Origin of the sequence: Scytonema hankhaensis NUACC26 (genome assembly GCF_045865695.1) — a bacterium.
Taxonomy (GTDB): domain Bacteria; phylum Cyanobacteriota; class Cyanobacteriia; order Cyanobacteriales; family Nostocaceae; genus Scytonema.
This window is the reverse complement of sequence record NZ_BAACAP010000177.1, coordinates 29,331-52,945: the sequence shown is the minus strand read 5'-3', so window position 1 is coordinate 52,945 and position 23,615 is coordinate 29,331. Positions and strand designations below refer to the sequence as shown.

21 protein-coding genes and 2 pseudogenes are annotated in these 23,615 nt (G+C 41.1%); 10 read left to right on the top strand and 13 right to left on the bottom strand.

All coding sequences use genetic code 11. The annotated features are described in order from the left end of the window. The 3 genes and pseudogenes from ACKTT2_RS16355 to ACKTT2_RS16340 form a co-directional block, all read right to left on the bottom strand. Window positions 1–923: pseudogene (locus ACKTT2_RS16355) on the bottom strand (IS1634 family transposase); the annotation flags it as partial. 150 nt (window positions 924–1,073) lie between these two features. After that, the gene (locus ACKTT2_RS16345) at window positions 1,074–1,442 is read right to left on the bottom strand and encodes a hypothetical protein (RefSeq protein WP_407888697.1); all 369 of its coding nucleotides are present in this window, start codon (window positions 1,440–1,442) and stop codon (window positions 1,074–1,076) included. Between the two features lie 487 nt (window positions 1,443–1,929). Continuing rightward, window positions 1,930–2,100 carry a hypothetical protein gene (locus ACKTT2_RS16340; protein ID WP_407888695.1) on the bottom strand — a complete coding sequence of 57 codons (171 nt, stop codon included), beginning with the start codon at window positions 2,098–2,100 and terminating at the stop codon, window positions 1,930–1,932. A gap of 238 nt (window positions 2,101–2,338) precedes the next feature. Here ACKTT2_RS16340 and ACKTT2_RS16335 point away from each other — a divergent pair, with 238 nt between their 5' ends. From ACKTT2_RS16335 to ACKTT2_RS16315, 5 genes are all read left to right on the top strand, one after another. After that, entirely contained in the window at window positions 2,339–2,881 is a 543-nt protein-coding gene (locus tag ACKTT2_RS16335) for a hypothetical protein (protein ID WP_407888693.1), read from the top strand. Window positions 2,882–3,154: 273 nt separating this feature from the next. Beyond that, window positions 3,155–3,304 carry a DUF4114 domain-containing protein gene (locus ACKTT2_RS16330; protein ID WP_407888707.1) on the top strand — a complete coding sequence of 50 codons (150 nt, stop codon included), beginning with the start codon at window positions 3,155–3,157 and terminating at the stop codon, window positions 3,302–3,304. 34 nt (window positions 3,305–3,338) lie between these two features. Continuing rightward, the gene (locus ACKTT2_RS16325) at window positions 3,339–4,097 is read left to right on the top strand and encodes a hypothetical protein (protein WP_407888691.1); all 759 of its coding nucleotides are present in this window, start codon (window positions 3,339–3,341) and stop codon (window positions 4,095–4,097) included. A gap of 190 nt (window positions 4,098–4,287) precedes the next feature. After that, window positions 4,288–7,812 (top strand): phytase, encoded by a 3,525-nt coding sequence (locus ACKTT2_RS16320; RefSeq protein ID WP_407888689.1) that lies wholly within the window; start codon window positions 4,288–4,290, stop codon window positions 7,810–7,812. Window positions 7,813–7,822: 10 nt separating this feature from the next. Further along, window positions 7,823–7,999, top strand: coding sequence for a hypothetical protein (locus ACKTT2_RS16315; RefSeq protein ID WP_407888687.1), 177 nt, complete (start codon window positions 7,823–7,825; stop codon window positions 7,997–7,999). Window positions 8,000–8,163: 164 nt separating this feature from the next. Here ACKTT2_RS16315 and ACKTT2_RS16310 read toward each other — a convergent pair whose 3' ends face one another. Both ACKTT2_RS16310 and ACKTT2_RS16305 read right to left on the bottom strand, forming a co-directional pair. Continuing rightward, window positions 8,164–8,988, bottom strand: a complete 825-nt coding sequence (locus ACKTT2_RS16310; RefSeq protein ID WP_407888685.1) for a CAP domain-containing protein — start codon at window positions 8,986–8,988, stop codon at window positions 8,164–8,166. A gap of 385 nt (window positions 8,989–9,373) precedes the next feature. Further along, window positions 9,374–10,237 (bottom strand): sulfurtransferase, encoded by an 864-nt coding sequence (locus tag ACKTT2_RS16305; RefSeq protein ID WP_407888683.1) that lies wholly within the window; start codon window positions 10,235–10,237, stop codon window positions 9,374–9,376. Between ACKTT2_RS16305 and ACKTT2_RS16300 the strand changes: the two genes are divergently transcribed. Beyond that, a complete protein-coding gene (locus ACKTT2_RS16300; protein WP_407888681.1) occupies window positions 10,220–10,408 on the top strand; it encodes a hypothetical protein in 189 nt (62 codons plus the stop codon). The genes ACKTT2_RS16305 and ACKTT2_RS16300 overlap by 18 nt on opposite strands. Window positions 10,409–10,858: 450 nt before the next feature. Beyond that, a complete protein-coding gene (locus ACKTT2_RS16295) occupies window positions 10,859–11,584 on the top strand; it encodes a hypothetical protein (RefSeq protein WP_407888679.1) in 726 nt (241 codons plus the stop codon). A gap of 149 nt (window positions 11,585–11,733) precedes the next feature. On the opposite strand, the gene ACKTT2_RS16290 is transcribed toward ACKTT2_RS16295, so the two are convergent. Together ACKTT2_RS16290 and ACKTT2_RS16285 are read right to left on the bottom strand one after the other, a co-directional pair. Beyond that, the gene (locus ACKTT2_RS16290; RefSeq protein ID WP_407888678.1) at window positions 11,734–12,792 is read right to left on the bottom strand and encodes a tetratricopeptide repeat protein; all 1,059 of its coding nucleotides are present in this window, start codon (window positions 12,790–12,792) and stop codon (window positions 11,734–11,736) included. An 89-nt stretch (window positions 12,793–12,881) separates the two neighbouring features. Beyond that, window positions 12,882–13,520 carry a sigma-70 family RNA polymerase sigma factor gene (locus ACKTT2_RS16285; protein ID WP_407888705.1) on the bottom strand — a complete coding sequence of 213 codons (639 nt, stop codon included), beginning with the start codon at window positions 13,518–13,520 and terminating at the stop codon, window positions 12,882–12,884. 201 nt (window positions 13,521–13,721) lie between these two features. Between ACKTT2_RS16285 and ACKTT2_RS16280 the strand changes: the two genes are divergently transcribed. Beyond that, entirely contained in the window at window positions 13,722–14,318 is a 597-nt protein-coding gene (locus ACKTT2_RS16280; RefSeq protein WP_407888676.1) for a glyoxalase-like domain protein, read from the top strand. A 44-nt stretch (window positions 14,319–14,362) separates the two neighbouring features. After that, window positions 14,363–14,530 carry a hypothetical protein gene (locus ACKTT2_RS16275; protein WP_407888674.1) on the top strand — a complete coding sequence of 56 codons (168 nt, stop codon included), beginning with the start codon at window positions 14,363–14,365 and terminating at the stop codon, window positions 14,528–14,530. A gap of 116 nt (window positions 14,531–14,646) precedes the next feature. Here the strand turns inward: ACKTT2_RS16275 and ACKTT2_RS16270 are convergent, their stop codons facing one another. From ACKTT2_RS16270 to lysS, 6 genes and pseudogenes are all read right to left on the bottom strand, one after another. Continuing rightward, complete coding sequence (locus ACKTT2_RS16270) at window positions 14,647–15,147, bottom strand: hypothetical protein (RefSeq protein WP_407888672.1); 501 nt, start codon at window positions 15,145–15,147, stop codon at window positions 14,647–14,649. A gap of 60 nt (window positions 15,148–15,207) precedes the next feature. Continuing rightward, on the bottom strand, window positions 15,208–15,903 hold the full coding sequence (locus ACKTT2_RS16265) for a hypothetical protein (protein ID WP_407888670.1): 696 nt from the start codon (window positions 15,901–15,903) through the stop codon (window positions 15,208–15,210). A gap of 484 nt (window positions 15,904–16,387) precedes the next feature. Beyond that, window positions 16,388–18,883: pseudogene (locus tag ACKTT2_RS16260) on the bottom strand (CHAT domain-containing protein). A 1,095-nt stretch (window positions 18,884–19,978) separates the two neighbouring features. After that, complete coding sequence (locus ACKTT2_RS16255) at window positions 19,979–20,710, bottom strand: helix-turn-helix domain-containing protein (RefSeq protein WP_407888668.1); 732 nt, start codon at window positions 20,708–20,710, stop codon at window positions 19,979–19,981. 110 nt (window positions 20,711–20,820) lie between these two features. Then, a complete protein-coding gene (locus tag ACKTT2_RS16250) occupies window positions 20,821–21,114 on the bottom strand; it encodes a hypothetical protein (protein ID WP_407888666.1) in 294 nt (97 codons plus the stop codon). Window positions 21,115–21,447: 333 nt separating this feature from the next. Next, window positions 21,448–23,130, bottom strand: coding sequence for a lysine--tRNA ligase (gene lysS / locus ACKTT2_RS16245; protein WP_407888664.1), 1,683 nt, complete (start codon window positions 23,128–23,130; stop codon window positions 21,448–21,450). A gap of 244 nt (window positions 23,131–23,374) precedes the next feature. Between lysS and ACKTT2_RS16240 the strand changes: the two genes are divergently transcribed. Next, window positions 23,375–23,611, top strand: a complete 237-nt coding sequence (locus tag ACKTT2_RS16240) for a DUF2283 domain-containing protein (RefSeq protein WP_407888662.1) — start codon at window positions 23,375–23,377, stop codon at window positions 23,609–23,611. The last annotated feature ends 4 nt before the right edge of the window (window positions 23,612–23,615 follow it).

The window sequence follows — 23,615 nt, the reverse complement described above, 5'->3', positions numbered from 1 at the left end:
AATAAACTACCAAGTAACGTTCGTGCCAACGCACCAATTTGTTGGTTTCTTCCTTTAACCAAAACTTACCTAACTCCACTTCAAAGCCCTTTCCCACAGGAGGTTCAAGTTCATCCTGTCGCGGTAAACGAATCTCCACTGTCTGGGAAAGTGGGTCAAGTACCCATTGCTGAAGATATTGGGGGTGTTGCCCACTCATGGGTACAGGGAAGCAATAAACACCTCCATTTGCTGCTATTTGGGCGCGAGTTGCTATCGAGCCTGCTTTGCAATCGGCAACGAAGACAAACTTTTTATGCCCAATGACTTTCGCCATTTTTTGCCAGGTGGGGAAATATAATGGGTCATCGGCTCCATTACCTTCAAGGGTGGCGCTGACCAATGGCATTCCCATTGGGTCGAGGGTTGCCAGTAATTGACGGTATTGCAGCAAGTCTGGGCGAAAATCTTTGGAGTACCCATGACGCAGTAGACTTTCTTCTGGCGATTCACCCTGTTGATGATTCACACTAAAACTGCTTGTATCAGCTCGTGCCACTTCTGTCGGTAATTCGTAGGCACGAATCAGATGTCGTCCCAACTTTATTTCTATTTCAAGCCTTGCCTCTGACTGCTTACCTAATTCTTCTACTACCCTTCCCAATCGGTCATCACTGGCATCTTTTTCCGCTATCGACCACCCGGTGCTTAACTCTAAAATATGCACGGTGTGCTTCTACCCAAGGTTCCACCGCAGATAACCGATGGTCTGACTGGGTCGTGATATATGTTAATAATAATACACTCAATTTTCCGTAGCTCAGTCCTTTGTGGTTTCCATGCGGTTCCCTCAGTTTTTGGTCAATACATTTGGCTATCTCCATCTGTTTGAGCCATTCCACTATTACGGGAATATCGTCAATCCGCTCAGAAGTTATTTCCATGATTTTTTTGGTGATCTGACGTTGGCGAAAAAGGACTCTTGTGTATACTAGTACCGTGCGGCGTAAATACGCCTACCATTTTCAAAGACTACAAATGATGATTTTTTCAAGGTTCGTAATGGTGGGTTTATTTCCGCCATGCTGTACTAGCTAGTTAGTGCCGCAATAAAATGATTGAGGGCAATAAGATGCTGCTTTGTAGCCTGGAGCTTGCTTGCCTAACTTTAATTGTAGTAAAACTTCGTCACGTAAAGTTGAGAGTGTTGTCACCGAGAGTGGCGTAGTCGCAAGTTCAACAACACTAGTTTTGGCTTGATCCATTGGCTCTTTTTTCCATGTAATACTTGGGTTAGCATTGCCCCTAATCACCTGTTCCAAGTAATCAGCTCTACTCATACCGAAGCATTCAGCCGCGATCCCCAAAGCCTTCCAGGTTTCATCAGTTACTCTTAAAGAGCGTACTTGACGATAATCATCGTCTTTCAGCGCGAACTTGCCTTGAATGTCCCGCTTCAACATTACTCTTCTCCCGTGTATTACACAGTAAGGTTAACCCCAAATTGGTGAAGTTTTTAATGTATTACACTGAGTTACATCAAGGGGATGTTTTATGAGGAACAGCCTCCAATCGAATTCAATTTTCTCCCATGTAATACACGGAAACACCCTATTTCCCTCCCAGCCGTGTATTACATCGTTAATCTGACAAAGCTTTCCCCAAGTATTACACGGGGTTTGGCTTTATTGTCCACAATCACGTTGAAACCTTGGACAGTAAGCCATTAATTCCTTTCTCCCTTCAATCAGGAGCGAACGTACAGTAATTGATAATCTGATGAACTAATACATTGCGACTTCAACCATGTTGGATAGTTTGTTGTGCCTACCATTGACGTTCTTTAGTATCTTTAACAGCGTCTAAAATATGGACGTTATGACCCTAAGGAATTTGTGCAACAACCTGTTGCACAAATTGTTCGTTTGGATTACTTAACCCACTAGCAATTCAAATTACCGAACTCATAGCACAAGGTCTAACTACTATTGTCAATGCTCTTTGATACTCTTCTTCTGTTTTTATTAGCTTAGGCTGATATTGAATTAGTAGGTCAGTATAGGTAAGAAATACTTTGCGATCGCACATCATGTTCGCTATACGTCCGGTTAACAGTTTCAAAAAGGTATTTCCCGTACTTTCGTTCTTGTTGACACAGAACAACCAGAGATAATTACACAGTTTAAGCCAGTAACCACCCGAAAGCGATCGCTATACCCAAAATACATTAAATTGACAAGTTGAAGTAGAGGTGCTTCCCCATTGTGTTATCTTTTAGTTAGGTAGCTAATTATAAGGTAACTAATTATAAGCTAATTGTCATCTTTCAAGAATCACCCAATTGCGAAAGGAGAACTAGATGAAAAAGTTGAGTGTCAAACCCAAGAACTGGCTACTGTCTTTCCATGTAGCCTCTGGAGGGATTTGGTTAGGAACAGCACTTTGTATTGTTGCAGTTGCCATAACGAAAAAAAACATACTAAATGGAGACGAGCTTTATGGCATCAACTCAGTATTAAAGTTTATGGATGATTGGGTAATTATTCCAACTGCTATTCTGTCACTAATCACTGGTGGACTGCTTTGTTGGCTCACTATCTGGGGATTTACAAAACATTATTGGGTTATCGTGAAATGGGTAGTAACTGTGACATTAATTACCACAGGAACAATTTGGCTAGGTCCTTGGTTAAATACCATGACTGCCATTTCCGAAACAGAACGAATACAGGCTTTACACAACCCACTATACATACTTAATCAACAGGGTGTAATCCTTGGCGGTGCGATTCAAACTGCTTGCTTATTAGCGATCGTTGCAATTTCAATAGTTAAACCTTGGGGAAGACGGCTAGTCAAACAATCAAAAGAAATGAAAGAAGTGGTATCCTCAAATAGTTGAAATACTCTTGCTACAGAAGTGCCGTAGGTTTACAGATAGGGCAAGTCTTGTATTAATTTTTACTCAAAGCTTGCCCAACACAATTAGACAAATTTATTCTTTAAAATAATTTTTTGTATCAAATACTGCCGAACGCTAATCAATGGCAGATTGAAACATGAAAAAACTTTCGCGAAAAATTATTGCTATCACTAGAGTTAAGCTATGTCTTAACCTCTTCCTAGTGAGTTCTTAAACTAACTAGTATAACTTAATGGTGCGGAATACAAATTAATACCGCCAAAACGCCCAGGTATCATAACTCAATTCCATTTACAAGATCGTGTTCGCCTTTTAAGTAACAATACTTTCGGTTTTGGGGATTTACCTGAAGATGGCGACGTAGATTATAACGACATCGTTTTACAAGTAAATTTAGCTTGATTGGGGATTAGGCATGGGTCATAATAAATAACAAATGACAAATAAACTAACAATCGTACAAACAATTAACAGTCAATTGGTATCTTATATAGTGACAGAAACATTAGGATTTGAAGAACTAGCGATCGCACTCATTGCCAATCAATTTGCTTCTACCACACTGCAACTAGATTTTCTCAAAATGAGTGGAATTCTTCCCCCAGATTGGGAATTACAAAAGCAGCCCGTTCTCACAGCTACTGTATCTCAATTAAACTTTAAAAATGGAGTCAATATTGTTGCCCAAGCACGTAGCATTACATTTTCTCAAGCCATTGAGCCTAATAGTGGAAACACACCACAGATTCCGGCTTTAGCCCGTCAGTTTGTAGAAAAACTCCCCAATGCTGACTATCAAGGAATTAGTATCAATCCTAAGATACTCATTGCATTTTCTGATGGTCAGAACACAGCTAGGAAATTTATTACAGAAACCTTATTATCACCAGGACTTTGGAACACCATAGGTATAGCTCAAGTACAAGCTGCTGTCAACTTTTTCTATCAATTAGAGCGTTGTAAACTGCTAGTTAATTTAAACGAAGCACAAGTTCAACAACCCAATCAAATACCAATGTCAGCTTTGTTATTTTCTGGTAATTTTAACTATGAAATAGGAAATTATGGACTTGAAGAAAGACTTAAACAAATGATAATGAGATTGGAAAATTTTTCAACAGATGTTGAAGAATTCCGAGCAATAGTCAGCAACAAATTTTTAGGACAACAAGAAGATAATGTCTTTAATCAGTGACCAGTGACTACAGGTCGGCTCCTCGTTCCCAGGCAGAGCCTGGGAATGAAAACCTGGAGGCTCTACCTCCAGTCACATATCTTGAGGCGGAGCCTCTAGTCATGCGTTCCCAGGCGGAGCCTAGGAACGAGAGATGAGGGGGAGCTTAGGAACGAGATGAATCCAAAATCTAAAATCCAAAATTCAAACTATGGTGACTACCAACACAATTCGCTTTTCTCAATTCAATGCTTCTTTGAACCGTAGTGCAGAGGGTCAGTTAATTCAAGATTTATCTACCCCCGAAAATGCACAAGCAAAGTCCGTTGCAGAAATTATTCAACGTACAAACCCAGATATACTGCTGATTAATGAGTTTGACTATTACGAACCAGATCCATATAAAGCAGTAGAACTTTTTCAAAAAAATTATCTTTCAGTCAGCCAAAACGGTGCAAATCCCACTGAGTACCGTTATGCTTACATTGCACCCTCTAACACTGGTATCTCATCTGGATTTGACTTGAACAACGATGGTACAGTCGTCACAGAACCCGGTACGCGAGGATATGGTGATGATGCCTTCGGTTTTGGCGAGTTTCCGGGTCAGTATGGGATGTTATTGCTATCAAAGTATCCTATCGATACAGAGAATCTTCGGACTTTCCAAACTTTTTTGTGGAAAGATATGCCAGGAGCTTTGTTACCTACAATTGCGCTTCCCGATTCCAATACACCTTGGTATTCACCAGAAGAACAAGAGGTTTTGCGTCTTTCTTCTAAGAGTCATTGGGATGTTCCCATTTTAGTGAATGGCGAGACTATTCATGCTCTAGTCAGCCATCCCACACCGCCTACATTTGACGGACTTGAAGACCGCAACGGTAAGCGCAATTATGATGAGATTCGCTTCTGGGCAGATTATATTACTCCTGGAAAAGGCGACTATATATATGACGATGCAGGAAACAAAGGCAGTCTTAATGCTGGGTCGCGCTTTGTAATAATGGGTGACCAAAATGCAGATCCCTTTGATGGTGACAGTTACAACAACGCAATCCGACAACTGTTACTCAATCCCGGTATCAATACGAATTTTATCCCTTCAAGCCCTGGCGGTCCTCAACAAGCAATATTACAAGGTGGGGCAAATCTGACTCATCGGGGGAATCCTGCTTTTGACACTGCGGACTTTGCCGATACAGCTCCTGGAAACTTGCGGGTAGACCACATACTACCCTCTGCTGACTTGCAAATTAGTAATTCAGCTGTTTTTTGGCCTCTCAATACAGACCCTCTGTTCCGACTGGTAGGCACATTCGATCCAACTTTACCTGGTGGGTATCCCAGTTCTGACCATAAATTGACTTGGGCAGATTTACAAATTCCACCAACAGAAGCGGGGAGAACTATTCCCGACGCTGACTTTTTGGGACAAACGGTATTTCCTACTGGCTTTATTCCTGGTGGTGCGGCTGGAACAACTGCAATAGGCGGACTGTCTGGTATTACTTATGATGGTGCAAATAATGTCTTTTACGCTATCTCTGACGATCGCTCTCAATTTGCTCCTGCCCGATTCTACACATTGACAGCTGACCCGTCCACTATTGCGACTTCAGGAGTGACTTTCACCAATGTCACTACCTTAAAATACGCCAACGGTCAAGAGTTCGCACTTAATAGCGTAGATACAGAAGGAATTGCACTTACCAACAAGGGAACGGTGTTTATCTCCTCGGAAGGAGAAGCAAATATCAGTGCGGGTCGAATCACGAATCCCTTTATCAATGAATTTTCCCTCACTACGGGACAGCAAATACGTTCTTTACCCGTTCCGACAAAGTTCCTACCAGTTTTTCAAGATACCAACGGTAACGGGATTGTGGATACAGGAGATACTCAGGTATCTGGTATTCGCAATAATTTAGCGTTTGAAAGTTTAGCGATCGCACCCGACCAAAAATTCCTGTACACTGCAACTGAAGGTTCTTTGTTGCAAGATGGTGCTATTGCCAGTCTCAATGGGGGAAGTCGTTCTCGGATTCTTCAATATAACTTGGTTTCAGGTCAACCAGAAAAAGAATACCTCTACATCACCGACCCAGTTGCTACACCACCAAACCCTGCAACCGGCTTTGCTGACAATGGTTTAGTCGATTTGTTAGCCATTGATAACCGAGGAACTTTACTCTCATTAGAACGTTCCTTCTCTGAAGGCGTTGGCAACACAATTAAACTCTATGAAATCAGCTTGCAAGGTGCAACTGACATTCGGTACTACGATTCTCTCAACGCTTTAAGCCCCGAACAGTTGGCAGCAATTCAACCCGTTGAGAAGCGCCTGTTATTGAATCTCAACTCACTGAATCTGCCCACAGGTATAGACAATATTGAGGGGATTTCCTTTGGACCCAAACTAGCAGATGGTCGTCAGTCCATTGTGTTGGTGAGTGACAACAACTTCAGCCAAACGCAATTTACCCAAATCATCGCTTTAGGTGCAGACTTAGTTCCTACCGCAGCACCCACAGTCGAAACCCGTCCCGACCTCTTTGATGACCCCACATTACCACGTGACCAACGGGCTGATGCAGATGACCCAGCTATCTACGTAAATTCCACACATCCAGAACAAAGTCTGGTGTTGACGGTGGTTAAAAATGCTGGTTTGCGAGTTTATGACTTGTCTGGTAATTTGTTGGAAGAAATTAATCCCGGTAATATTCGTTATAACAATATAGACTTGCAATATGGTTTTAACTTAGGCGGTTATCCCGTCGATATTGCCGTAGCCACAGACCGCAACAACGATAAGTTGGCAATTTTCAAAATCAATGCCCAACCCAATGCTTCTGGTCAATACCTAGAGGATATTACCGACAACAGTATCAGTACTCTGTTTCAATCATCTCCTTACGAACCTCCTTATTCACCATCTTCAAGGAGTGCTTACGGAGTTGCTTTATATCGCAGCCCAGTAACAAACGATTACTATGTCTTCGCCAATCGTAGAGAAACCGGAGACGTTGCACAGTTAAAGCTAGTTGATAAAGGGAATGGTAAGCTCGGCACTGAGTTAGTCCGAAATTTCACCGTACCTACAACAGCAGGACGCGATCCGCAACTTGAAGGTATGGTAGCAGACCAAGAACTCGGCTACCTTTATATTGGTCAAGAAGATGTGGGTATTTGGAAGTACCAAGCAGAACCAACGGGTGGTACAACAGGTGTATTGATTGACAAAGTTAAAGATTTGGGCGGTCAATATCTAGAAGATGATGTTGAGGGGTTAACAATTTACTATGGCAATCGAGGGACTGGTTACTTGTTAACATCCAGTCAAGGCGATAACACCTTTGTTGCCTACACTCGTGAGGGGAACAATGACTTTTTGGGACGCTTTGCTGTTGGTAACAATGGACCCATTGACAGCGTGCAGGAGTCCGATGGTGCAGATGTTATTAATGTGCCTTTAGGTCCTAATTTCCCTGATGGTGTGTTCGTGACCCAAGATGGTAATAATTTACCTGCAAGATTGGTTGAGGATGATGGAGAGTTTGAGAACGTTAATTCTAACTTTAAGTTAGTGCCTTGGGAAAATATTGCCTATGGTTTCTCAACTCCTCTCGTACTAGATACAACTAGCTACGATCCTCGCAATCCTAGCCCTTACTACTTGTTTGATTCTAACAGCACCATTGCTAGTTCAGTTGAAGTAACACCTCTTCTGTAATCAGTGAGCAGTGACCAGTTACCATTTTAAAGATGGAGAAGAGCATGGTGGAATTATGGAAGTCACATCGGCTATTGAATTACTTTTACCTGATATATCCGATCGCAATCTATTAGATCGATACCTAGAAGCTGCTGTCGGAATTTGTGAAGAATACAAATCACAAAACGAGATGTATAATTACTAAAATCGCCTCAATTTTTCTCAATAAGCACATCAGGAAATTGGCTCTATTTGCTGCACTTGGGTTGTTAAGATCTTGCCGTAATTCTTGAATTGCTTCGGTAGCAGTTTGGACTTTGAACCTACTTGAGATGCTAGGGTTCGCGATCGCGAACCCTATCATTTTAGTTACAATTTGGTTGTTCTACAATCCACCCCCATATAAGATGGTAGTTGGTCTATTTGAGTAACCAAATTACCTGTATTTTGATTTTCCACAAAGAGATTGCTGGAAGCAAACCTTGATGGTGTTTCAAAAGGTGTATCAGAACCTAGAATTTGTCTATTGTCAAGTACAAACTGTTCGCTCAAATCAGTATTTTCACCTTGACTGATAATAAAATCATTGAGCTTTGCATCTCCTTCTGATGGTAAGTTGTACAAACCATCATTAATCAGCCCATACTTTTCGTAGTCTATGTCACTGTTACTTTCTTGGTCTGGTTCAGAGGTAGATTCATCTAATGTATAACCCATAACAGACTGGGTTGTAGAGACGTCAGATCCTGATATGGAGTTAGATCCAGCCTCTGAAGAGGTTGGGCTTGCTAGTACAGTATCGGGGTTGAGATCGCCACTGCCAAAATTTTGAACCCAATGATTGTTAAAAAAACCAGTGCCAATTTCGGTAAAGTTACGGTTAAGGATATTTGCTCTGTGTCCACTGCTCTTCATCCAAGCTTGAACAACCTGTTGTGGTGTTCGTTGACCTTTCGCGATATTCTCACCTATTCTTTGAGCTTCATAGCCTACTTCTTCTAGCCGATCTCTTGGTGTTGAGCCATCTGGTTCTATATGACTGAAGAATTTACCATTGGACATATCTTCAGCATATTTGTCTGCAACATAATTTAGCTCAGCATTTGCCTTCAGAGGTTGAAGCCCTTTCTCTATACGTTCTTGGTTCGTAAGTTCAAAGACCTGCTGTTCAAATGTCAAGTTATCTGATGCCATGAATCCGTCCTCTTAAAGATTTGTTCGTCTGGATTCAGCAGGAATAAGCTAAAGCACATTCAATTTGCATAAGAAAACTTGGTAAGATGGAGATCTTGCCCTTCTACCTTATGCTAATTAGATGTGGAACCGCTTAACAATTCTGCTGCAACAATTGGTAGAGGCAAACCTGTAGAGGCTGGTGAAACGTGAGCCAACATCTTAGTGCAAACACTGGCTATGGTAAACGAGTTGTCTCTCTGTGGCTAACTAACAGAGGTAAATGCGCTTCACCCTTGGACTTTACCATAGCCTTGTTTTTCTAGTTGAACAGTCTAACATAATTTATTGGCAAAAGTTTATTTTTTACAATTCTGCCATCGCACAAATAACTCCACAACGGCAATCAGCTTGTCGTTTGAGTCAAACGATCGCTATTTTTCTCAATAGGCGCATCAGGAAATCGGCTCCACTCATTCCAAGAACCATAGTAGTTCCGCACATTTGGATAGCCCAATAAGTACTTTAGAACAAAGCAAGTGTGTGCCGAGCGCGCTCCAACTGCACAATATGCGATCGCATTCTTGTCTGGAGTGATGCCTTTACTATGATACAGTGCCTGTAATTCCTCAACCGACCTAAAAGTTCCGTTTTCATTTAAAGTCAGTTCAAAGGGAATATGTATTGCACCAGGAATGTGTCCTGTCCGTTCGTCTCCTTCAGGAGGTTTAACATTGAACCATTCACCGCTATACTCTTGAGGCGTTCGCACATCAATTAACACGCAATCTTGACGCTCCATGGCTTGTCGTACATCCTCATACATCACTCGCAAATCTGTATTAATAGTTTGCACGGAATACTGAGTTTGTGTGACTTTTATCTGTTCTGTTGTCAGTAAACCTCCTTCTGCTACCCATTTCTGAGGATCGCCATTGAGGACGCGCACATCTTTATGACCAAAGACTTTCAATAACCAAAAGATAGCTGTGCCAATAGCAGGGTGTTCGCCACAGACGATAATAGTACTGTTATTGCTTATACCAGAACGACTGAGCAATCTTTCCATAACAGCCGGATCGAAATTAGTGCGATCGTTGGAAAGCATAAGTTCGCTAAAGACATTCCAAGATATTGCACCGGGAATATGTCCGTTCTTGTAGGATTTTGGATTGATACTCCCTTCAATTAAACATACGTTGGGATTGTCCAATTGCTCTGCAAGCCATTGAGTCTCAACAAGTACTTCAGGATGTGCATAATTCAACATAAATTTTTTCCTTTGCGCGATCGCGATTGTAAAAATCTAGAATTTATAGTACGGATAGCCATAAACTATGCACAGTCCTCGATCGTGTACACTTTGCAGCACACAATGGCAAACTCTCTGCAATCTCTATTTCAGGCGATCGCTCGAGTGCGTGACGAAACCGAACTCTAACAAGATGTTATAGAGTCTTCTAACTTGCGATAGAAAACTAATTTAAGCTAATGTTTTTTTCCTACCTATAGTAAGAGTTCTAATTAATTAAAAATTGTTATTCTTAATTTTATAAGAATATAAAAATTTAAGACTTATGTAAGGAAGTACTATACATTTGCTACTCATAGCAATTATGTTTGATTTTTGGAATATACGTAGGGTGGGCAATGCCCACCACATTATATTGGTGGGCATTGCCCACCCTACAGTACTTGCAAATTTTTTATAGATAGCTTATGAGTCACTTATTATTAAAAAAGCTGTAGATAAAATTGAAATGCCAATAGAGAAACACTTCATCATGCATCACACATCAAATATTTTTGATCGACAGTATTGGCTTTCAATAAAATAATCTTTATAAAATTTTTCATGCAATGTTAAGTCAAAATTTACTAGGAGGTAAGCATGAATAAGCCCCAGCAAAAATTTAAAAAATCAGTTGCTTTTCTCGGTGCTATTTGTGGAGGATTACTAATGGGTTTGTCCTCTGTTCCTAAATTTGTAGTAGCTCAGGAACTGCAACAGCCTCAGCCGAAACCAAATTCTCAAGTTAACCCCTGTCCTAGTATTTTCTACGTAGAACCTCACAATAGTAGAGTTTTGGTTCCTCAAGGATGTCCGCCAAATGCTTTGACTCGAAAACAATTATCTCAAAGTGGGACTTCTACAGGAGTCGTTCCGGCTAATCCAACTCAAGAACAAATCAATATGGGTGTTGGTGGTGAAGCACCATATAACGAAAATCAAAATTATTCTAGCAGACAGCAAGGACAAACTTCTGTCATTACACCGCCATTACCTAGTCAGCAACAATCTCCTATCGCTTCAGTAACACCTACAAACGGACAAGTCTCTGTAAAAATTAAAAACGACACAAATGCCGCTATTAATTATGAAGTTATTGGACATACAGAACGACGTGTTCTAGGTGGAAAACAAGAAGTTATTTTGCAAAACTTACCAGTACCCGTAACGATTTCTACAGTTCGTCAAGATAATGGCTTTGTTCAAGTGATTCCAGTTTCCACTAAACCTGGAATGATTGAATTTTCTCTAAACGAAAAAGCAAATCCGGGTAACGAACAGGGTGTTATCAGAATTCAACAAAGCGGACAAGTTTACTTGAATTAAGGGTGAGTAGTTAGTAGGGTGGGCATTGCCCACCAATCTCACCAATATTATGATGGTGGGCATTGCCCACCCTACTGCTAACCACTAACAAACAAATATTATGATGGTGGGCAATGCCCACCCTACTGCTAACCATTAACAAACAAATATTATCTTTTCTTTTTAGACCTACTCGTCGCAACCTTACCTTGAATCTGCCTCATTTTATCTAGGAGTTGCACTTCCAATTTGTTTTCATCAAGAGTTCTCGCTAGAATAACTGCTCTTTCATAAAAATTGCGAGCGGTTGGAAAGTCGCCCATTTGCTCGTATAGTTGAGCATAAGCTTCAAATGACTTTAATTCTTCTTGCCGACTGTTTAGTTCTTTTGCGAGTGTCAATCTCCGTTGTAGCAAGTCCAAGGCACGTTCGTAACGTTTTACACTACCGTGGGCAATAACTAAACCATCAATGGCTCGCAATTGATTGGGACGATCGCCTGCTATTTTTGCTAACCCCAGTGCTTCACCGTAAGCGCCAATCGTACCACTATAATCATTGGCTGCTGAGTAAGCATCGCCAAGATTATTTAGAATATTAGCTTGACCAATAACATCGTTGAGTTGACGGCGGTAAGTCAAAGCTTTTTCGTAGAGTTTAACGGCTTTGTTATACTCTCCTAATCTTGCCGTTGCCAAACCCAAACTATTTAAAGATAACCCTTGACCTTCTATATTCTTTAACTGGTTGGCAATTTCTACCGCTTCTGTCAAAGTTTGGAGGGCAGCTTTATTTTCTCCTTTCTGTAGAAGTAAGTTGCCAATGTTATTTAAGCCAAAAATCTGACCTTGAAAGTCTTTGATGTCGCGAGCGATCGCCAAACGTCGGCGCATGGCATCTTCTGCTTCTTTATAAAGACCCAATTGCACGTAACCCCTACTCAGAGCATCGTAAGTCAGACCTTGTGCTTTGAGGTCGCCGACTGAGTGGTAAAGCTCTAGTGCTTTTAACCAAGACTCAACGGCTTTGTCCGAACGTCCTTGCTGGTACTGTTGTTCTCCTTGACGCTGCAACTCATCTGCTTGAGTCGTTGTTTCTCGCATCATGGAACGATCCATGGGACGATGAAGTTGTTCGGTAATGTCGCCCGCACTTGCAACTGATGGACACAGCAAAATGACCAACAGCAAAATATAGTTTGCCCCTGGGAATAAACACCCTCTTTTCATAAAATTTTTCCGTGCTATTACGGTTTTAAGTAAACGGTTTAACAAGAAATTTAAAATTTACCAACCAAGTAACACGTTATTACGTAAATCTACGCTACTTCAGGTTGAAGAAAATTCTCACCTAAGTAGATAGCGCGTATATCTGTTGGTAATTTTTCCTCTAACATACGATAACCTTCCTGGAGAAAATTTGCTACCTCAATCGGAGCGATCGCTTCTCCTTCGGCTTGTAGGTAAGCAGCAATTCTGGTTTCGCTCCAGTGAAAGGTTTGAGCCATCACCACAATCAGGCGCAACATAGGTGGTAACCTATCCAAAGCTTGTTCCACATAACACCAAAGTGGCGGAGAGGTGGTTTTCAGAGAATAATGAATGGCTTCGGTGGGCGGTAATTGAATTTCGTTAATACAGAAAGCAGTCATATTAATCAACCAGTTTTGTAAAGTCAGACCTTCCCTGGCGGACTGACCGCTGTTTAAATCCAAGCCTCGAAGTTCGTGATAAATGTGCCGCCACGTGAGAGCAAACAAATAATCTGCTTGTACGGGCGAGCGAGCCGAATGCCGAATCAAGGTATAAACTATAGGAGTGTACCGACAAAAAACGGCTGTAAAGAATTTCCCCGCATCCGGGTTTTGTTGAAACTGAGTCAGCAGTTCCTGGTCGCTTTGGTGAAAGAGTGACTTGACCAATGGGTGATTGGCTTCAGTAAAATGAGGTATTTGTATCATTGAGATAAAGGTATGTTGCTAGAATTAGTGTGAAAGTGGCAATCTTGTTGTTAACCGAAATAATATCCTGCTATCAGCCCATAAGAGCTGAACAGCTAGAATGTATCAGTTAAGATACATTAGAGATACAAATTTAACCAAACTCTTACATCTACAAACTTAGAAAACAGATATCCTTATACAAACCCAAACGTATTCATGATTATAATTGCCAACGTGTTACAGTCCCTGTTTATTCCTCATACCATCGGATCGTTCCTGCCCTCCCTACCCTTAGACAGCATATTTTCCACCCAGGGCATAATGGTGATGCTACTAGCTGCATATGCAGGTGCCATGTGGATGTTTCTCACCAGCGCCCCAAAAGTGCATACTGTGATGGTGTCCGATTTAGAAATCGCAAGGCAGTTGTACGAAGGGCTGCTCGATCTACCAGCAGCAGAAGTTCCTTTGCATTATTACTACAACTACGAGCAAACCATTGGTGCAACAGGAGTTGATCCGTTGTACCTCTCTAGTAGCCCCTCCTTAGCTGGTAGTAGAATGACAAACGCTAGTGACGGGCTGTGGTATCAGCTTAAGAAAAATACACAATTGCACGTCATCACTGGAGCAAGTATAGGCACTAAAAATCAGCAGCGTCACGTTTGCTTCGACCGAGATTGCTTAGAAATGATTTTAATGCGAGTCGAAACCCGTGGTTTAAAATTCAAGATTCGTAACCAAAAACCCCTCAACTTTCTAGTTAAGGATTACGAAGGGCGCATCATTGAGATGGCTGAAGTGGCAAATTGATAATAGCTAATGGCTAATGGCTAATCGCTAGTTGCCTACAACGTATGAATAATGGTCTTGTGGAACTGGTCTTGTGGAACTGGTCTTGTGGAACTGGTCTTGTGGAACTGGTCTTGTGGAACTGGTCTTGTGGAACGGGCGTCCCGCCCGTTTTAACCGGACAAGATACCCGCACCACAAGAGCTGTATTGGGTTCGAGTGAAAAGCGTTAACAACAGTTAACAAAATTACCGTATTAATCTTTTGGTGGGCAATGCCCACCCTACTTGTAGTTATGTATAGTAGGCAACTAGCGATTAACAATTAGCCATTAGCCATTAGCCATTAATTAATTTGTCCCAGATATCCAACGAAAATTTTCCGCTAATTTTTCCAGCAATTCTTCTGCTAAATCCAATAACTCAAACTCCTTATATTGAGTGCTAGTCAGAAAGTCATTATCTGTAGCTGTGATAGCATCAGCCAGAACTTTCTTGACAGCAAACATTCTTTCATGAGGTTCGGGAATGCTCAAACATTCCTCTATCGCGATCGCAACTTCTGCTAGAGACTGGGATTCATCCTTGAATTGCTTGCGTATCCTCACAGCTACCCAATCATTGCTTTCCAGAAATCCAGTTATAGCTGCTACCATTTTTTGGCTCTGAACCTCTTTGTCTTCTCCATCTCCCCACGTTTCCAACCAATCTCCATCCACATCCTCAACATACAAATCTACACAGTCGATTCCATAATTCATCCAACTAATCTGTAATTGTCTAGCTTCTTCTAAATGTTTTAAGAATGTTGTAAATCTTGCTCGATCTTCAGAAGATGTTTCTTTCATCATAACGACTAAAATTTAGTTAATAATGCTTGTTTTTAAAAAAGACTAAACGGAAAAATGCGACTATAAATTGAGTTTTAAATAAAGGTTTATTCTCTGGCGATCGCTGTTATACAGCACTACATTAACTATCTGATTTACACCATCAATTGTATTAGGATTGTAACTTAAGAAAAGCCCTCTATCTATACCCCAGTGTTGTAGAGTACTTTTCCAATACTCGTACTTTTCCTGAGAGAATTCATCAGAGAGACTAGTAATCTGGCTGCAAAGTGGCTTTTGCTGCTTGTTACTAATAATTATATCAGTTGCCATTGACAAATCTGCAATATAGCACTGCCAAAAAGTTCCTTCACGCCGGACGACTTCAGCCGCTATGGATTGCAAAAGCGTGGTATCCGCTTGATTAAACTCGCCAGCCATTAATTTTTGTTTCCAAATTAAGAACTTTGAATCATTCTGCTCCAACCATTTGGGAAATAGATAACTGTACCAATATCTTTCAGTTGCAGTCATCTGCTGATAGTACAATTGCCGTTCTTCTTCTGAAGTTTGCGCTTTGATGTCTAACCAGATTTGAGCATCTCCAATCATTTGTTGAAGAAAGAACATGACAAATTTCTTAGATGTCAGCGACCCCTGCTTGACATCCTTAACCCAACGATTTATCTCATCTAATTTTTTCGCTAAATTAGAGTCGATGGAAGATGCTTCTTTCAGGAGTGCTCTTAGTCTATCTTTTATCTCTTGTGCTTGCAACAGATGTTCTACCTCAAACCATGTTATATTCTATATCCCGTAATGTGAATCGTACTTAATATAAAATATACAGGTTTGTTGAGTACCAGTCGTCAATTGTAACGTACCCTTTTACAATTTCTTATAGTTACAGCAGTTTTTAAGTAATGTAATACAGCACTTTGCTTATAGAAATGTAACACACCTCTTTCTTGTGGAACGGAGAGCAGCGCCGTGCGGGGGTTCCCCCCGTTAAGGCGACTGCGGGGCGTCCCCGCCCGTTCATACCGGAGAAAGCGGGCGAGACGCCCTCCCCACAAGATTTTTATTTAAAATTTAGGTTTGCAAATTTAAATATTTTTAGCTTACCTGAGTCAGTTCGGTTGTGGTCTTTTACTTGTACCTAATAAAATCCATACATAATAAAAATTATAGCCCTATAGAAAATAATGAGACCTCAGCTTCAATTTGGGGAATGTAGACCAAATGTATTCTTTAAATTGGCTCATCTTAACCCTTGGCATATAAAAGCAGCCCAGTGGCTAGGATGTGAAAAGGGAAAATCCAGAACCGAGTTTTTGACAATGTTAATTCGTTTTGTAACTCCAGCATACTTTCTATATTCACTCTCCCATTCCAAACGCTGTAGTGAATCCCCTAGATACTGTTTTCGCTGTCTTATCAGTTCCTTTTCCTTAGCTTCTACCTGCCGAGATATTTCTTCAATATCCTCTTTTCTCATATTGCGTAGCTTTATTTGCGCTTGCTGTAATGCTTTGGGACGGCTTTTGCCCTCTTGCCGTTGCTGATGATAGAAGATGGAGAAAAGCGCTGTGGCTAAATCCTCAACTGCCCAAAGAGTACTAACAACGCTTCAGGCACCCGCACACAGAAAACCGGTAGAAAGTGTGAGTACATCATCCGTGAGTGAAGGATTACCAAGATTCGTCTCGCAGCAAGAAAGAAATACATCTAAAAGATTAGGCAAACGCCAGCCAGGACTCATCAGCTGCCCCAAAGTAATACTGCCATCCCCTAATTTCAATTGCGATTCTAAGGGATTGTCTAACCGAGATTCAGCGTGGTGACAGGTATGCAATACCTGAACTTGTTGTGCAAGCTGGCGGTAGTTGCTACGGGTGGCTTGATTGCTACCGATTAATCTTCTTTCCTTAGGAATTTTACATAATTGAGAAATTTGTTCCCCTTCAAAACTCGCACAAGGAAGGTTGTCCTCTGCATCCTCTACTGTGCAAAATAGCAAAGACGTTGTATGAAACATCTTGGTTGCATCACGTTGTTGGCAAAATTCCAAAACTTGACAGCTAGGGGTATAACGGATAAGAAATTGATCGCCTAAATATTTCTGGTTATCTACAGGCAAAGCAGTAAAGGGAATTTGATGCAGCAAAAGATGAGGTACTATAATCAGTTCTTTAATACCCTTTAAATGTTGAGAAATAAGTTGGTCGATCTGCAAGCGTTTAGCCAGTTCCATTAAGAATTCAGGGACTTGAGACTTCCAAGTATTTCTATCTGTTATGTAAGGTATCAACCAGTTCTGCGCAATCCACTTTTGCAAGCTGTTAACACCTTGTCCATTACAGGTATGCAAAGTAATCTGATTTTGCCTCAATACAAAAATATATGTGTTGTTACTAGTGGTATAGAAGCTAAGGATAGCCGTAGTATGTAGGTCAATAAGGTTTTGTATTGCCAAAAAGTTAGGAGCATTAACTTGAATCTCACCTGCTAACACCGGATCTAGTCGTCCGAGTTGTTCCCAAATATCTTGTTTTTGTACTTCAAAGGATGCGATCGCTTGCGTCTTAGCTTGGAAAGCAACGTGGTTATTTATTCTGCTTTGCACTTCCATTCGTTCCTGGTTCTTGTCGGAATTATTCTGCGAGCGTTCTTGGTCAATTTGCTGCTGCAAAGTTTCATATTGCTGCAATAACTCTTTGAGTGCTGAAGGAATTTCGCCGTTTTGGTATAAGTCATTACTTGTCATTAAATCTACAAGCCTTTTGGAACGCGATCGCTCCACATACTCAACGGCTTTTTCCAGTTGACCTACATTCACACACGCTTGCACTATATTTTGGTACACATTGATCGACTCTTCTAAAATCTCTTGGCGACGTGATTCAGAAACTACCCAAGTGCGGCTTGTTTCCACTGCTTGAATTGCAATACTGTATCCCTCAATTGCTTCTTTCCACAGCCCAAAACTAAAAGCAGTGTTACCTAAGTTGCGCCCAACCCAAAAGCAGTCCAATGGCAAAACATTTTTTTGGTAAAATTCTACGGCTACTTGAAAACATTTAATGCTCTCTATTATATTTCCGTGCAAACCATGTATGTGTCCTAAATTTGTGTAAGTTATAGCCCTGTCTTCAGGAAAGGATTCTTTAGTGTAAACTTGTAAAGATGCTTGAAAAGCAGTAATAGATAACTCCAGATTCTTTTCTCTATCGCCCTTTATACGCTCTCCGTAAGCAATTCCTAAATTCATTTGAGTCCTAGCCCAATCTTGTGGGCAGTTCTTTTGAGTCCGAAATTGCAAAGCTGCTTGCAAAGCAGTAATAGATAACTCTAAATTTTCTGCTTTATTTCCATAAATTCTATCCAAGTATGCAATTCCCAAATTATTTTGAGTCATAGCCCATTCCTCAAAACAGGTTTCTTGGGTAAAGATTTGCAAAGCTGCTTGAAAAGCAGCTAGTGCTAATTCTATATTCTGTGCCCTGTCTCCTCGAACACGCTCTAAATAAGCAAGTCCCAAACTGTTTTGTGCCTCCGCCCAATCTTTTGAATAGTATTCTAGGGTAAAAACTTTCAAAGCTGCTTGGTGAGAGAGTATAGCTAACTCTATGTTTTCTGCTCTATCTCCTTTAATACGACAGCAATAAACTTTACCTAAGTTGTTCTGAGTTTCAGCCCACTTTTGAGGAAACACCTCTTGGGTGAAAACTTGCAATGCTTTTTGGCAGGTAACCATAGCTAATTCTAAATTCTCTGCCTTGTTTCCTTGAATACGGCCACGATAGACAGTTGCCAAATTGTTTTGAATATTTGCCCATTTTTGAGAATATTTCTCTTTACTACAGACTTGCAGGGCTGCATGAAAAGCAGTAACAGCCAATTCCAGATTTTCAGATCTGTCTCCGTTAATACGTTTTAAATAGACAGAGCCTAAATTGTTTTGGGTCATCACCCATTGTTCCGGAAAAGTTTGTTGATTAGAAACTTGCAAAGCTGCTTGCAAAACAGTAATAGCCATCTCAAAATTTTTAGCTTTATCTCCTTGGATGCGCCGAAAATAGGTAGATGCTATACAGTTTTGAGTTATAACCCATTCTTCAGGAAAGGTGTCTGTCGTAAATACTGTTTGTGCTATTCCATAGCCAGCAAGAGCAATTTCTAAATTTATTGCTTGGCTTCCCAAAGAAAACTCAGTCATCCGGTTGCTAATATTAAAAATATCTGACGCTAGTACTTCTTTTGGGATTAGCTCCTCTTGAGCTAAGATATTTGTAGCCCAAGCCTTTAAGAACTGAGGAAATTTATCATCAAGTTTGTCTAAGTTAACTTCCAAAATAGAGTGTAATACTTGTGGCTCGGTATTGTTACTATTGGCTGCCAACAGCATTTGCATAAGTTGGTCGTAGCTTTCTGCTAATGATGGCTGACCCATAGCAGCGGAAATCGTAACAGCTACATTTCGTAAAAAAAGAGCGTTGTCTTTATCTCCCTGTTCTGCTAGAGTTGCAGCTACCTGTTTCATTGTCGTCTCTAAACCCGTATCTACCAGGCTTTTATGAGTATTTAAAATCTCTAGTTCTTCCCCAAGACTTGATTCAAGAAGCTTTTGAATCAAATTTAAATAAGCTTGATTTCGTTCTTTGTTCACTACTAGCTTCCTATTGATAAGTCGGGTTCCTAAATTCTCTACTTATGTTTCCCCAAACTCTCTACCAAATTACCCAACCGTCTCTCAACTAAATTTGTAAATCAATTGTATTAAGCTTGCGCTTAGCTTTTCAGTTACTTACTCCACCATTAACGCTACCAGCTAACAGTTTGCCATCTTGTTTCATTCCACCTTATGATTTACGGAAATTGCCGCTAATTTCTCCAGTAGTTCCTCTGCTAAATTGAGGAGTTCGATTTCATCATGATGCTCATCACTAACATTGCGGTAATTCCCGTTACCAGTGATGCTACCTGCTAAGACATTTTTTACAGCAAAAATCCGGTCTTCTTCTTCCGGAAGACTGAGACATTGTTCCAAATCATCAACAATTTGTTGAGTAGACTTTGCTCTCAAACGCTCTCTTACCCTTACTGCTACTGGATTATCACTCTCCAGCAACTTCATGAGCGCTTCTCTCACGCCATTGCTTTTTGCTGAGTAGTTTTCAATAGCTGCACGTACATATTGACGCAAGCTCATTCCCGCCTCCTCAGCTTTTTGTGCGATTGACGTTGGCACATCTATGAGCAACACTTCCTCTTTGTCGCTTACCTGATAGAAATCTTCTCCCCGCTTTACAGCTACAAGCAAATCTGCCTCCAAAATATGCAAGTAGTGCAGCACTGATTCCAATTCATGGTCTTTAAGCGCTGACTCCAACTTTGACACAGCAGCTTGCTGTACACCTAATTTTTCAGCAAGTTGTGCTTGAGTCAGTCCTGCTTTTGCCCTTAAGTCGCGCATTGCATCTGTTAAGTAAACCCGTAAGTATTCTAGTTTTCCCGCTAGAACTACTTCTGGAGCGTCGCTTACCTTTTGCTGCAACCAAGCTTGAAAATTATACTTGCTCATGATGTTTCTCTCTGCTGCAATTCCCGCAGTCTAATCCGTGCAGGTTCTTTATCTTTCTCCCGAATAGCACCGTCATATTTCTTCATAAAAGCGTGGAGAACTACGAAACACTAAGGAGTAGCGGTTGTCAAGATAAATCGAGGGTTATGTTCGCTCTTCGTCATGCGTAACTCATACAAGTCATCCTCTAGCTTCTCAAAGATACCACTACTGAGCGAAGCAAGCCCTTTGTCGCATAAGTAACCCAGATTAACTTGAAGACGCTTAGTTTCCGAAGCACTAAGTAACGGCTTGGGTGGATTTTCGGGTTGTTCCTCCTCAGGAATCATCATAATGAAAAAAGCCAACAACTCTTTTGGTACTTCTCCACTCACGTCTTCGTAAAGTTGCCAAGTCCAACTCACTTCTTACCTCACACTATAATATTCCTTTTAAGGAATGTCAAATTGACTGTTAATTATAGCGGTTTTTAGTTGTGTAAAATACAGTTCTCGTGAATGACTCAGAGGTGCGTCTAATCGCTATTGTTACTTGTCACTCTTCGACGAGTAGTCTAAGAAGGTACATTATCACTTGAGCATCATGTACCTTAGATGTGCTTAACTGGCTTACTTAGGGATTTCCAAAAAATAAATTTTTCATCTTGTGGGATGGGCGTCCTCGCCCGTCCTATGTTGAGTGCGGGCGAGGACGCCCGCACCACGAAATTTTGAGAAATTTTTTTACTTGGAAGTCCCTTAACTCAATTGTTCGTACTTAAACTTGCCTTTAATAGACTCATTAAAGTACTTCCCATCAGATGGCGCATTCTCTAACGCTTCCTTAATTTCAGGAGGTACTTTGTAATATTCGTAAATGCTTCCACCACTAAATTCAATGGTAAGTGTTTGAGTTGCTGAGTTGTAGTCAAATCCTTTAATAACGCTGCCAGCAGGTTTTAGTAATGGGAATGCGATCGCATCGCGAATGCTAGCACAATCTGTTAGCACCATCACCAAGCGGTCAATTCCAATACCCAAACCACCAGTAGGGGGCATACCATATTCCAGCGCCGTCAAGAAATCTTCATCAACTCCATGCGCTTCCAAATCGCCAGCTGCTTTGCGTTCGGCTTGGGCTTCCAAACGCTTTCTTTGGTCAATAGGGTCAGTCAATTCAGAAAAACTATTGGCAGTTTCCCGCCCAACGATGAATAACTCAAAACGTTCTACAACACTGGGCTTAGAACGATGAGGTTTTGCCAGTGGCGAGATTTCCACAGGATAATCGATAACAAAAGTCGGCTGAATTAAGTTTTCCTCTACCTTTTGCTCGAAGGCTTCATTCAGAAGCTTTCCAATTGAGGAGCAATCTTCTATACCTTCAAGACCAGCATTTTTACTTGCTTCTTTCGCCTCTTCCAAAGTCTGGAACGAGTTAAAGTCTAATCCCGTATGTTCCTTCACCAAGTCATGCATAGTCGCACGCCGCCAGGGTGGAGTCAGATTCACTGGTGTACCTTGATAGCTAATTTCGAGCGTGCCGAGAACTTCTTTGGCAACGGTGGCAATAATATCCTCCGTTAATGCCATCATATCGTTGTAATCGGCGTAAGCTTGGTAAATTTCAATCGTGGTAAATTCAGGATTGTGGCGGGTAGAAATTCCTTCGTTGCGGAAAACTCGACCCAGTTCAAACACCTTTTCAAAACCCCCAACAATCAAACGCTTGAGATGAAGTTCTGTTGCAATCCGCAGGTACAGATCTATCTCTAAAGTGTTGTGGTAAGTGATGAACGGACGCGCATCTGCACCTCCTACTTCTGCTTGCAAAACAGGAGTTTCTATCTCAATAAAATCACGCTGTTCTAAGTAACGCCGAATACCAGCAGTAATGAGGGCGCGGCGGCGGAACGTTTGCCTAACTTCGGGATTAACAATCAAATCAACATAACGTTGACGGTATCGTTTTGCAACATCAGTCAACCCGTGCCATTTATCAGGTAAGGGGAGAAGGGATTTAGTAAGAATAGTGTATTTTTTTACGTATACAGATAACTCGCCCTTTTCAGTTCGTTTGATTGTTCCCTTTACTCCCAGAATATCGCCGACATCTGTAAGTTGTTTTAAATTATCGAAAGCACCAGCAACATCTGCCATGCCTTCCTCAATGCGCTTTTTCTCCAAGTAAAGCTGAATTGTGCCTGTTTCATCTTGCAAGGTGAAGAAAGCTAGTTTGCCAAAAACACGACGCGCCATAATGCGTCCTGCTACAGCGACTTCAACATCAACTTCTTCACCGCTAGGTAAATCGACAAATTTCTCCTGTAGTTCAGCAGCATGATGAGTTAATTCCCCATGATAGGCATAGGGATTCATGCCTAGCTGTCTGAGTTGTTCTACTTTTTCTAGTCGCGTGGCACGAATATCTTCTTCCGACATGATTAACGAACTAATTAGGGCAAGATTTAATTATAATTACGTTCCATTGTAAAAAGAACGGATAAGCAGCAACAACTCGCTTCAAACCCAAAAACAGTTGTTGACTAACTGCGCTCGTGGAATGTAAAGGTTACTGTTTGTTAAGTGGTAGACAGTTGTGTCAGCGTCCACTACGAGAAACAAAAGCACTCTTGTTGCTTGCGAATCGCTGTCTTCACCTCAAAAGTTAACAAAGAGACACTCTATGCTAGGGAAATTACAATTTGAATACGACAGTTCTGACGATATCTTGTATATTAACAAGCGCCCTCCGTACCCAGAACAGGAACCAGCTGAAATCGATTATGGTGTACGTGCTCGTCTTAACCCTACAACTGGCGAGATTGAGAACTTAGAAATTCTGTCTTTCTCTCAAAGATTATCGCAGCATCCTCTTGTCGAACTGCCTCTGCTAGCAGATTTCCACTTCTGTGCTGCATAATATA